Origin of the sequence: Methylobacterium sp. GC_Met_2 (assembly GCF_026540795.1) — a bacterium.
Lineage (GTDB): Bacteria > Pseudomonadota > Alphaproteobacteria > Rhizobiales > Beijerinckiaceae > Methylobacterium.
In genome coordinates, this window is sequence record NZ_JALNUM010000163.1 from 1 (window position 1) to 10997 (window position 10997).

Here is a 10997-nt window from a genome sequence, read left to right on the forward strand (position 1 = left end):
ATACGGCTCCAAGTCCTTGTTGTGGCGCGCTCTCTTGGCCCGAAGCGGTGTCCACTTCTGCGGAGAGCGCTCTAGCCGGCCCGACTCCGCCGAAGGACGCTCGCGCAGCCGCCGATCACGGCAAGCGCCGCCGCACAGGACAGCGACAGCGTGACGGCCCGCTCAGGCCCGAGCCCATGGGTGAGGCCGAAGATCACCGCCACGAGGGCCGCACCCAGCGACTGGCCGGTGAGCCGTGCCGTCGATTGCATCCCGCTGGCGCCCCCGGCCCGGTCGCGCGGCGCGGAGGTGACGATGACCTTGTTGTTGGGCGACTGGAAGAGTCCGAAGCCAAGGCCGCACAGGGTCAGGCGCCAGACGATATCCAGGGTGGCGGGCGCTTCGGGCAGGAGCGTCATGCAGACGAGGCCGGTCGTCAGCATGGCCAGCCCGATCCCGCCGAGGATGCCGGGCGGATAGCGGTCGGCGAGGCGCCCGGATATCGGCGCCATCGCGGCGACTGCGATCGGCCACGGGGTGAGCAAAAAGCCGGTCTGCGTGCTGGAGAGGTGCAGCACGTCCTGAAAGTAGAAGGGCAAGGCCACGTAGGACACCATCTGTGCGCAGAACGAGGCGATGGAAGTCGCCATCGACAGCGCGAAGGCGGGGATCCGCAGGAGGTCCACCGGCAGCAGCGGCGCCGGCAGGCGGATCTGGCGCCGCACGAAGATCGTCCCGATCACCAGGGCGCCGATCAGCTCGGCGCAAGCCACGCCCTGCGCCCCGGGATCGCCCAGCCCGTCGATGCCGATGATCAGCAGGCCGAAGGTCAGGGCGTTGAGGACGGCGCTGATGCCGTCGAAGGGCCGCCCGCTCGCCGGCGTCACCGGCAGGGTGCGCGTGGCCACCGCTAGCGCCAGGAGGCCCACCGGGATGTTGACGAGGAACAGCCACGGCCACGTCGCCACCGACAGGATCGCGGCCGCCACGGTCGGGCCGGCGGCCGAGGCCACCGCCACCACCAGCGCCACGTTGGCGACCCCCTGGCCGATCATCCGGTGCGGGTAGATGAAGCGCACGAAGCCGATATTGACGCTCATGATCGCCGCCGCGCCGAGCCCCTGGACGATGCGCGCCGCGATCAGCAGGGGCAGGCTCGGTGCGACCGCGCAGGCCAGCGAGGCGGCCACGAACACCGCGAGCCCGGGCAAGTAGACCCGGCGGAAGCCGAAGATATCGCCGAGCGCGGCAAACGGCAGGAGGCTCGCGGTCACCGCGATCTGATAGGCGTTGACGATGAAGATCGCGTCGGCGGGCTTGACCGCGAGATCCTTGGCCATGATCGGCAGCGCCACGTTGACGATGGCGCCGTCGAGGACCGCCATGGTCATGGCGAGTCCGACCGCCGCCATGGCGAGGACCCGCTCGCGGGGCGGCAGGCCGTCCTGCGGGCTGCCTTTCGCGTCGGCGCCTGAACCGGGCGGGACCTGCGCCATGATCGCGCGCGCTCCTGCGGCGTCGGGACAATCCGCGACGTCGATGGCTGGGAAAATCCGGGCGGGGCGCCGCGGAGGCCGCTCCCTGTCGCGCAGGTACTGCGGCCCGTCGAGGGGCGCGGTGTGTCCTATGTCACGGCGCGGACGGGTTTGTTGGCAATGCCGCTCACGCCAGCATGTAGGTCAGCAGCGCGCGCAGCTGCGCCGGCTTGATCGGCTTGCGCACCAGCTCGGCGCCGGCCGCCGCCACCCGCGTCTCCACCTCCGCCGTATGGTCGGCGGTGGTCACGATCGCGGGGAGCGGATCGAGGCGGCGCCCGCGCAGGTAGGCGGCGACGTCGAGGCCGCAGGCGCCGTCGTCCAGATGATAGTCGAGCACCAGGATATCCGGCCGCGCGGCCCCCGCCGCCATGGCGGCGCGGACACCGGCGAGATCGCGAAAGGTCGAGACCCGCGCGTCCCAGTTCTGCAGGAGGCGCGCGAGGGCGTCGGCCGTGGAGGCGTCGTTCTCCACGACCAGGACATGAGCCCCCGACAGCCGGGTCGCCACCGGCGCGGGCGTCGCGATGGCAGCCGGGACCGCGCTGAGCGGCAGGGCCAGGCTCACCCGCGTGCCGTTGCCGGGCCGGGAGGCGAGGCTCAGGGGATGATCCAGCGCCTGCGCCATGCGGCGGACGATCGACAGGCCGAGGCCTAGGCCCGGCTCCTCGCCGCCGTTCGACCGGGCCCCGCCGCGGAAGAACTCGTCGAACACGAGGCCGCATTCCTCCGCGGCGATGCCGCAGCCGGTATCGGTGACCTCGACCCGGACCCCGCCGGCACGCCGCCGGGCAGCCAGTACGATGCCGCCCGCATCGGTGTAGCGAACGGCGTTCGAGACGAGGTTCTGAAGGATGCGCTGGAGCAGCACCGCGTCGCTGATGATTGTCAGGTCCGGGCAGCGCAATGCGAGCCGCAGGCCCTTGCGCTCGGCAAACGGCTTGAAGCTCGCGGTGAGTTCGGCCAGCAGATCGGGCAGGAAGACCGGTTGCAGCTGCGGCCGGACGATGCCGGCATCGAGCTTGGAGATGTCCAAGAGCGTCTTGATCAGATCCTCGATGGTCTGCAGGCCCCGCTCGACCTGGCTGGCGATGGCGCAGGCTTCCGGCGGCACGTCGAGATCGGCCATCGCGGAGATCGACAGGCGGGCGGCGTTCACGGGCTGGAGCAGGTCGTGGCTCGCAGCGGCCAGGAACCGGGTCTTGGAGCGGTTGGCGGTCTCGGCCTCCTCCTTGGCGGCGGCCAGCGCTTCGTTGGAGCGCTCCAGGCGGTGCATCAGCCCCGTCAGCTCCTCGGTGCGGGTGCGGACCCGCCCCTCCAGCATGATCGCGGTCTGGAACAGCGAATAGGCGCTGCCCCGCTGGTCCATGGAGCGCTCGACATGGGACATCAGCGCGGCGTTGATGCGTTCGAGCTTCTCGATCCGCCGATGCAGGGAGGCGTCGGTTTCGAGCCCGTTCGGATGCACGGTCACGACGCGACCGGACTCCGATCCGGCGCAGCCAGAGACTTGCCGATGGCGATGCCCGTGAAGGTCTGGTTCAGGTGCATCGCCCGGTACTGCTCGCCGAAGGTCTCGAAGCCGACGACGTTGTAGCGGCGGTAGAGATCGGTGATGCCGTGGCGCACCTGCCGGCTCTCGGCATCGAGGCGGCGCAGCACGCATTCGAAGCCGATGATCAGGTCGACGCCGCCGAGCTGCGCGTCGAGGCGGGCCAGCTCGGCCTGGGTCGAGGCGACGATGTCGCGCGGCTGGGCGAGCGTCAGCACCACGCCCTCGTCGATTGCGCAGAAGAAGCTGAGCGAGCCATCCGCGTTCATCCGCCGGATCGAGCGGCAGAAATACTCGCCGCCGACCTTCACGGCGAGCGGATAGGCCGCAAAGCTCATCGGTGACAGACCCTCGGGGTCGAGGCCGATCGCCATGGCGTATTCCCGGGCCGCCGGCTCGGCGTTCAGTTCCTGGACCTCGCGCCGCTCGCCGTCCGAGGCGGTGACGACGAATTTGGTCTGGGTCGGCTCGAAATTGTCGCTCTTGAAGATCTCGACGGCAAACTCGGTCTCGACCAGCACCAGGACCGCCGCCTTGCGGTGGATCCGGCCGCCATGGAGCAGCACCGCGTCGCGGAAGCGCAGATCGTCGCCGGCCGAGCCGCCGACGATCGGGATGCCGTCGAGCGCCCAGGCGATGGCCGAGACGACGGTCTCCTCGGCGTTGGTCAGCCCGTCGATCAGCGACAGGGCGAAGCGCCGCCCGGACGTCGCCGGGTCGCCCTCGCGGCAGGGATCGAGCGGATCGAGGGTCCGGCGCAGGGCCCGTACCGCCGACGCGGTCCGCTCCACGTCGAGACGGTCGATGGCGTCGAGGACCGTCGAGACGATGCGGAAGCGCTCCGCGGGGAATGCGATGACCACGAGCCCGCGGTCGAGGCCGCCCGCCGGCGCGATACCGCCGGACATCGAACAGCCGGAGACCGGCACGCCAGGGAACCGCAGCTCCAGTTCGCGCGCCAGGGATTCAGCATCGTAGTCGGCCGAAAAGAACGCCACGATCTGCGACAGGCAGGCCTCCTGGATCGCCAGGGCCACGCCGGCGACAGCGTCGGCGGCCGAGGCCGCCTCCGTCCAGGCCGTCCAGATGCCGCACAGATGGCGGCGCGCACCTGATCCCTGAGCCACGTTTCACCCCCGGCGGACCCCCTCGGCGGGCTTGCTGCCGCTCTTCAGTGTCACGGCGTGAGTATGTCGTGCGCAATCGATCCGCGCAACGGGGGCGTTCTGCCGTCCAATACGGGGTCGGCCGGACCCTACTTCATGCAGGCGTCCTCGGCCTTCTCGAAGGCGGCGGGCTTCGGCTCATGCTCCGGGGGGCGGTTGCGGCCGAGCGCCCCGTCCGCGCGGGCACGCAGGTAGGTGTAGATGTCCGGCATGTAGCACATGACGTTCCGGTTATCCCCGAAGGCCGGCATGACCAGTTCCTGCGAGGCGTTCACGTCCTTCTTGCCGCCGACGATGATGCCGGCGAAATGCGCGTAGTCCATGCCCTTGAGGGCATCGACCAGGGACGGCGCGTAGGTCGAGCCCATGCCGTCCGGACCGTGGCACACGATGCAGTTGGCGTTGTACCGGAGGTAGCCGGACATCGTGTACCAATCGACCTTCTTGCCGTCGTCGGCGATGTGGTAGGTCGGGTCGCCGTTCTTATCGGTGTACTGGCCGTCCTGGACCTTGGCGGGCTGGGTCGGACCTTCGCTCTTCAGGTCCGCTGAACCGGACGGGGCAGCGGGCTGCGCGGCGGGGGGCGCCGCGCGGGCGGGGATCGTCCCAAGGGACCCTGCAGCAACTCCGACCAGAATGACCCCGACGAATCCATTCGCTGCGCACCGCATGGACGTTCCTCCTTCCGCCCACACGCGGCGTCGCGCGGGTGCGTTGAGGACATAACGGCGCCCGAGCGGGTCGGACGCGCCGCCGCGCCATCACGATTTCGCGCTGCCGCCCAGGCGCACTGGGAGTCGTGCCCGATCGCGTTGCAATCGTGCGTGGCGCTAAGATCTTGTTGTGACGCGCTGTCCTGCGCCGAACCGGTGCCCTCTTCGGCGGAGAGCGCTCCAAGGCCTGCACGGACGGAAAACCTTATCCGCGTTGCGCACAGCATTAACCTTTTGTTAATCGGCGGATTGCCGCCGGGCCGCCGGCGTGAGAGCTTTCGTTAACGAGAGCTTAACGGTTGAGTGACGGCGATGCGGTTCGCGGTTTCCAAGGTGCAGGGGCTGGTGTCCGGCTCTGCATCGCGTGGGGTCTCCCGCCTCCGCAACGCGGTGTTCGGCCTGGCCGTGGCAGCTCTCGGTATGGGCGGCGTCGCCGCCGAGGCGCAGACGCTGGCGAGCCTGCCGGCCGAGGTCGGCGCCCGGGTGCAGGGTGATGCGAAGCCGATCGCGGCCTGGGTGACGTTCTGCCAGGGCTACGTGTCCGAGTGTGCGGTCGACCGGACCGAGCCGGCCCGCATCAGCCTCACGCCCGCCACCTGGGCGACGATCGTGTCGGTCAACCGCCGGGTCAACAAGGCGGTGGAGCCGATGACCGATCAGGACCACCTGCACGTGGCCGACCGCTGGGACCTGGCCGAGGACGGTATCGGCGACTGCGAGGACTTCCAGCTGCTCAAGCGCCACCTCCTGGCCGGGGCCGGGCTGCCGCGCCGGGCGATGCGCATGACCGTGGTGATCGACGAGAAGGGCGAGGGCCACGCCGTGCTGACCCTGATCACCGACCGGGGCGATCTGGTGCTCGACAACAAGACCAACGCGATCCTGCCCTGGCACAAGACCGGCTACGTGTTCATCAAACGCGAGAGCCAGGACGCAGTCGCCTGGGTGTCGCTCGGCGGCGTCACCTCTCCGGTCACGACCGCGAACCGCTAGGCCTTTCCACCGAGGGGAGGCCGGCCCGGCGCGAGGGTGCGCGCCGATGCAAAGGGTGAGCAGCGTCAGACGCAAGCGGAGCGGGCGATCCCATCCAACTGCCTGATCCTGAGGTGACCGCGTCTGCGGGCCTCGAAGGAGGGCTTCTTAGAGGCCTCCGCGACGCTCCGGCAGCTCAGGATGAGGGGAGCGGCTTGGAAGGCCGTTCCCGACGCGCGCCCGCGGGCGACACGACGGGAAGCGGACGGCGCCTCAGGCGGCGCGGCTCAGCGAGGGCTGGGCGAGGCCCGCGACATAAACTTCGACCCGGCCGATGAAGCCGGCGAGATGGGGCGCGATGCCCCGAAGGCTCGCAAGGTCACGGATCAGGATGTCCCGCGACAGGACCCGGTCGCCTTCGCTCGGCGCGTCGGCGAGATAAGCACTGACCGCGTGCTCGGCGATCTGGATCGCGCCTGCCCGGCCATCCTCGGCGAGCGCTCTGATCACCTGCTGGATGGCGGGCTGCATCACGGTGTCCTTGTCTGAGCTGCGGCCCAAGTTCGATGAACTGGCCGAGGTCTTGCACGTTGGGGAACCCGCCGCGAATCTCTGGCGTGGGCATCCTTTGACAAGCCGGCAAAGCGCACGCGAATCAAGCGCTTCCGAAGCCTCGCGGAACGGGTATTCGCGCAGCGCATGCGACGATGCCAAGTTCGGCGGCAATTAAATCGTCGATCCGCGGAACCAATCCCCCACACGATTGTTGCTTCCCTCCCACGAAGCCATTGTGCATCGCAGAATGTCGTGTCACCTTTCCGTCATCATCGGGCGGCGGGGTTTTGACCATGCGGCACGCGGATGGCGGATTCACGTGTCAGACGTTCGCACCCCTGCGTTGGCGGGGCTGGACCGGTGCGGCGCGCCGGGGGCGGCAAATCGCGAGTTTCGCCCTGATCGGAGCGATTCTGACGCTAAGCGGCGCGACCACCCGTGCCCATGCGCGCCTCGTGCTGCCCGGCGAGGCCTCCGTCGAGGAATCGAACGGCGCCGTGCGGGCCATCGCGGGATGGATCGATTTCTGTGCGCGGATGCCCGAGGAATGCACCCTCGATCCCGCCGAGCCTCACGTCGTGCCGTTGACGGTGGCGGTCTGGCGGACGCTCCTGAGCGTGAATCGCCGGGTCAACGCGCGGATCCGGCCGATCACCGACCAAGCGCATTGGGGCGTCGTCGACCGCTGGGACTTCCCCGATGACGGATCGGGCGATTGCGAGGATTACCAGCTCCTGAAGCGGCGGATGCTGGTGGAACGCGGCCTGCCCCGGCGTGCCCTGCTGATGACCGTGGTGATCGACGAGATCAACGAGGGCCACGCGGTGCTGACGGTGCGGACCGACCGCGGCGACTTCATTCTCGACAACAAGACCGACGCGATCCGTCCCTGGCGGCGTACCGGCTACAGTTTCATCAAGCGCGCCGGACAGGATAGCCCAGCCTGGGTCTCGCTGGAGGGGAAGGACGGCGCCGCCCAGGTGGCGACCGCCGAGCCCTAGAGCGCTCTCCGCCGAAGTGGACACCGGTTCGGCGTCGGAGAGCGCGTCGAAGCAACAGCTTAGAGCCGCGCTCGATTGCGACGCGCACGGCACACGACGCGCGTCTGCCAACACGGGTGGCGAGCGCGACCTGCCCCCTCTCCCGTGCGGGAGAGGGTTGGGGTGAGGGTCGAGAAGGTTCAGGATCGAGCGCACCTTCAAGGCGCCGACAGGGTGCGTCTCTTCCGGAAGCCGCATGTCCCTCACCCGGCTTTCTGCGAAAGGCGACCTCTCCCGCACGGGAGAGGGGACCCGCACCTCATTCCGCGATGGTGGCGTCGCTGTCGTATACCGTGTGCGACGCGATCGGGCACGGCTTCGAGAGGGCGGTTCAGGCGCCGACCAGCATCGCCGCGAGGTCGAGGGCGACCCGGCCCGAGAGCAGGCTCCAGCCGCAGGCGATGATCGTGGCGAGCATCACGAACGGCATCGGCCGGCCCTCGATCCGCCGGCCGCGCAGGGTGTTGCGCAGAATGATGTAGGGCGCCGAGAAGGCGAGCATCGGCAGAACGGCCACCGCGCGCAGGCCGCCACGTTGCAGCAGGCTGAAGCTCGCCCGCCGCGCGGCGAACAACTCGAAGGCGCTGGCGATCAGCCCTGAGAGCGCGAGGCCGATGCACAGCGTCCGGATCGAGTCGAGAGCGGCAGACGTGACGACCATTATTCGCGCTCCTGTACAGGTTGCGCGCAGTTTAGCCACGTCATTTACTAGGCGTTAAGCAATACCGCCGGTTAGCCTTAACCCATGCACAGGTCGAAATTCGCGGAACCGATTCGCCCGGTGGTTCAGGCTTCTTCCTCAAGATCGATATCCAGGATCGCCATCCGGAACACGAAGGAATCGTCGCCGTCCTCCTTGTCGTCGGCGATCACGCCGATCGACTCCTCGCCGATGAACACCTCGGCGGAATCGCCGGTCTTCATCGCCGTCAGGCGGATATTGTTGTTGGCGAACTTGCGGCGCAGGTAGTCCTGGAGCTTCGCGGTCTCGGCTTTGGTCACGCTGTTGGGTCTCCCTTGCGGCGGCTGGCGCCGCGGGTCGGCGGATGGGGCTGGGCTTGCCACGCCGGCGGCGGAGCGGCAAGCGCGTAGACGGCGATCAGATCCCGTCGCCCAGGTGGATGAACTGGTCCAGCGCGACGAGCTGGTCCATCGCCCGGGCCGGATCGTCGCAGCCTGCGGTGCCGACGACGCGGGCGGGCACGCCGACGACTGTGGTGTTGGGCGGCACCGGCCGGAGCACGACCGAGCCCGCCGCGACCCGGGCGCAGGCCCCGACCTCGATGTTGCCGAGGATCTTGGCACCCGCGCCGATCATCACGCCGCGGCGGATCTTGGGATGCCGGTCGCCCCGCTGCTTGCCGGTGCCGCCCAGCGTCACGGCGTGCAGGATCGAGACGTCATCCTCGATCACCGCGGTCGAGCCGACCACGAGCCCGGTCGCGTGGTCGAGGAAGACGCCCCGCCCGATTCGCGCCGCCGGGTGGATGTCGCACTGGAACACCTCCGAGATGCGGCTCTGGAGGTAGAGGGCGAGGTCGCGCCGGCCGCGGTTCCAGACGTGATGGGCAAGGCGGTAGGCCTGGAGAGCGTGAAACCCCTTGAAGTAGAGGACCGGCTCGAGGGCCCGGAGCGTCGCGGGATCGCGGTCGATCACCGCGCCGATATCCGCCCGGAACGCCTGCCCGATGTCGGGGTCGGCCGCGATCGCCTCGTGGAACGCGTGGGCGATCAGCTCGGCCGGCAGCGATGGGTGCCCGAGGCGCGCCGCGACCCGGTGCGAGACCGCCCCTTCGAGGCTAATGTGGTTCAGAACGGTCGCCACGATGAAGGAGGCGAGCTGCGGCTCGGTGTGCAACAAGTCTTCGGCCTCGGCGCGCAGGCGCGACCAGACGGGATCGACGACCGCGAGATCGCGGGGCTCCGCGTTGCGGACAGGACTGGCGCTCATGTCCGAGCCTCCGAGTAAGAGCGGGTTCCGGGGCGGCGGTTCACCGTCCGATCTCCGATCGCGGGCTTCCAAAGGGATCATCCCTTCGGCGGGATGTCGGGGCGGTACCCCGACATGAGAGACTGCCCTGTACCCGCAAAAGGTCTCGCCCTTCTGGAACCAGGACCTTCGATGACATGCCCTAGCGTGGTGCGCCGCAGCGCGGCGATCAAGGGCCGGGCCAACCCGGAGACTGCGTCGCCGGCATGGCTGTCACCCGGTCAGCCGACCGGCGAGACCATCTGCCCGAATCGCGCCTCGATGGCCGAGGTCAACCGGTCGAGCATCGTCTGGACCGGGATGTTGGAGGTGTCCACGGTGGCGGGCGCCCGGGCGTAGAGCGGCTCCCGGCTCGCCAGCACGGCGCGCAGCTCCTGCATCGCCGAAGCGTGGTCGCCCGTCGTGGCGAGGTGGCCCTGCTCACGCACGCGGCTCATGTGCTCCTCCGGCCGGGCACGCAGCCAGACCGTGTAGAACGCCTGGAGCAGCAGGTCGTAGGTCAGGGGCTCGGCCACGATGCCGCCGCTGGTCGCCAGGATCAGCGGCCCGGGATGCTCGGTGAGGCGGCGCAGGGCCTGCTGCTCCAGCCGCCGGTAGCCCTCCTGGCCGTAGATCGCGAAGATTTCCTGAACCGAGAGGGCGTTCTCTCGCTCGATCTCGGCGTTCAGCTCTACGAAGGTCCAGCCCAGCCGCTCGGCCGCGAGCTTGCCCAGCGTCGACTTGCCGGCGCCGCGCAGGCCGATCAGGGCGACGCGCGGTCGATCGCCTGCCTCGGGCCGGGTGCCGCCGGAGAGCGCCTGCTTGGCGGCGGCGACCTGCGCCGGGCTCGCTTGGCCGAGGAGGTCGCGGATCAGCGGCCAGTCGGGCTGCGCGTCATTGCCCGTGATCAGATCGTCGAGCCGCACGCCCATGGCGTTGGCGACCCGCCGCAGCAGGATGATCGACACATTGCCCTGGCCGCCCTCCAGCTGCGCAATGTAGCGCTCGGAGAGGCCCGAGGTCTGCGACAGAACCTTGCGCGACAGCCCGCGCACGGTGCGCGCGTGCCTGACGCGGCGCCCGAGGTCCGTGAGAAAGAGCGATTCCTGTTCTACCACGCCGGTCATGGCGCAATCCGCTTTCCTGCTAGCCTGAAAGCAGAGACCGTGCCCTGCATGTCTGCCGCTTCGAGATCGGTCGCGCACGACGTTTCGGACAGGACCTGCCCAACAACTGCGCGCGAAGACCCGCGTATCCTGCCCAAAAATCTGTGTTGCGCCGCCTGTGTCCGGCCGCTGCGACCGGGCGAGGGGATGAGCCGTGCCGGCCCAACCACGCTGCTGGCGTGGCGCCTATGTGTTGCGGAACGCCCCGATGGTCAAGGCTTGAGCATGATCCTTGTGTGGGCAGATGCCCGTTGCGGAGTCACGCAGGCCGGTTGGTGCTACTCGATGGGGAGGGCTACGGCCTCCTGGACCGTCGCGACGACCGGCGCGCGCCGCGGCCCGGCCGCGGC

At 69.3% G+C, this 10997-nt stretch carries 11 protein-coding genes; 2 read left to right on the plus strand and 9 right to left on the minus strand.

Going from position 1 to position 10997, the window contains the following annotated elements:
* Positions 1–71: 71 nt before the first annotated feature.
* From OXS49_RS30800 to OXS49_RS30815, 4 genes are all read right to left on the minus strand, one after another.
* Positions 72–1475, minus strand: coding sequence for an MFS transporter (locus OXS49_RS30800; protein WP_267428393.1), 1404 nt, complete (start codon positions 1473–1475; stop codon positions 72–74).
* Between the two features lie 166 nt (positions 1476–1641).
* Positions 1642–2988, minus strand: a complete 1347-nt coding sequence (locus OXS49_RS30805; protein WP_267428394.1) for a hybrid sensor histidine kinase/response regulator — start codon at positions 2986–2988, stop codon at positions 1642–1644.
* On the minus strand, positions 2985–4193 hold the full coding sequence (locus tag OXS49_RS30810) for an FIST N-terminal domain-containing protein (protein ID WP_267428395.1): 1209 nt from the start codon (positions 4191–4193) through the stop codon (positions 2985–2987). The genes OXS49_RS30805 and OXS49_RS30810 overlap by 4 nt, the downstream gene beginning before the upstream one ends.
* Before the next feature lie 128 nt (positions 4194–4321).
* Positions 4322–4903, minus strand: a complete 582-nt coding sequence (locus OXS49_RS30815) for a c-type cytochrome, methanol metabolism-related (RefSeq protein ID WP_267428396.1) — start codon at positions 4901–4903, stop codon at positions 4322–4324.
* Positions 4904–5365: 462 nt separating this feature from the next.
* On the opposite strand from OXS49_RS30815, the gene OXS49_RS30820 reads away from it, so the two are divergent.
* Complete coding sequence (locus OXS49_RS30820; protein WP_267428402.1) at positions 5366–5938, plus strand: transglutaminase-like cysteine peptidase; 573 nt, start codon at positions 5366–5368, stop codon at positions 5936–5938.
* Positions 5939–6190: 252 nt separating this feature from the next.
* Here OXS49_RS30820 and OXS49_RS30825 read toward each other — a convergent pair whose 3' ends face one another.
* Positions 6191–6448, minus strand: a complete 258-nt coding sequence (locus OXS49_RS30825; protein ID WP_244005119.1) for a hypothetical protein — start codon at positions 6446–6448, stop codon at positions 6191–6193.
* A gap of 317 nt (positions 6449–6765) precedes the next feature.
* Here OXS49_RS30825 and OXS49_RS30830 point away from each other — a divergent pair, with 317 nt between their 5' ends.
* Complete coding sequence (locus OXS49_RS30830; RefSeq protein ID WP_267428397.1) at positions 6766–7473, plus strand: transglutaminase-like cysteine peptidase; 708 nt, start codon at positions 6766–6768, stop codon at positions 7471–7473.
* Between the two features lie 370 nt (positions 7474–7843).
* Here OXS49_RS30830 and OXS49_RS30835 read toward each other — a convergent pair whose 3' ends face one another.
* The 4 genes from OXS49_RS30835 to OXS49_RS30850 all read right to left on the minus strand — a co-directional run bounded on the left by OXS49_RS30835 (position 7844) and on the right by OXS49_RS30850 (position 10686).
* A complete protein-coding gene (locus OXS49_RS30835; RefSeq protein ID WP_267428399.1) occupies positions 7844–8173 on the minus strand; it encodes a hypothetical protein in 330 nt (109 codons plus the stop codon).
* A 125-nt stretch (positions 8174–8298) separates the two neighbouring features.
* Positions 8299–8514, minus strand: a complete 216-nt coding sequence (locus tag OXS49_RS30840) for a DUF3126 family protein (RefSeq protein WP_007565940.1) — start codon at positions 8512–8514, stop codon at positions 8299–8301.
* A gap of 97 nt (positions 8515–8611) precedes the next feature.
* The gene (gene cysE, locus OXS49_RS30845; protein WP_267428400.1) at positions 8612–9463 is read right to left on the minus strand and encodes a serine O-acetyltransferase; all 852 of its coding nucleotides are present in this window, start codon (positions 9461–9463) and stop codon (positions 8612–8614) included.
* A 260-nt stretch (positions 9464–9723) separates the two neighbouring features.
* Positions 9724–10686: a helix-turn-helix transcriptional regulator gene (locus OXS49_RS30850; protein ID WP_267428401.1), complete on the minus strand. Its 963-nt coding sequence runs from the start codon at positions 10684–10686 to the stop codon at positions 9724–9726.
* Positions 10687–10997 lie beyond the last annotated feature (311 nt).

Coding starts and splice junctions, on each gene's coding strand:
- OXS49_RS30820 (WP_267428402.1), top strand. CDS start 5,366: ATGGGCGGCGTCGCCGCCGAGGCGCAGACGCTGGCGAGCCTGCCGGCC.
- OXS49_RS30835 (WP_267428399.1), bottom strand. CDS start 8,173: ATGGTCGTCACGTCTGCCGCTCTCGACTCGATCCGGACGCTGTGCATC.
- cysE (WP_267428400.1), bottom strand. CDS start 9,463: ATGAGCGCCAGTCCTGTCCGCAACGCGGAGCCCCGCGATCTCGCGGTC.
- OXS49_RS30800 (WP_267428393.1), bottom strand. CDS start 1,475: ATGGCGCAGGTCCCGCCCGGTTCAGGCGCCGACGCGAAAGGCAGCCCG.
- OXS49_RS30825 (WP_244005119.1), bottom strand. CDS start 6,448: ATGCAGCCCGCCATCCAGCAGGTGATCAGAGCGCTCGCCGAGGATGGC.
- OXS49_RS30815 (WP_267428396.1), bottom strand. CDS start 4,903: ATGCGGTGCGCAGCGAATGGATTCGTCGGGGTCATTCTGGTCGGAGTT.
- OXS49_RS30830 (WP_267428397.1), top strand. CDS start 6,766: ATGCGGCACGCGGATGGCGGATTCACGTGTCAGACGTTCGCACCCCTG.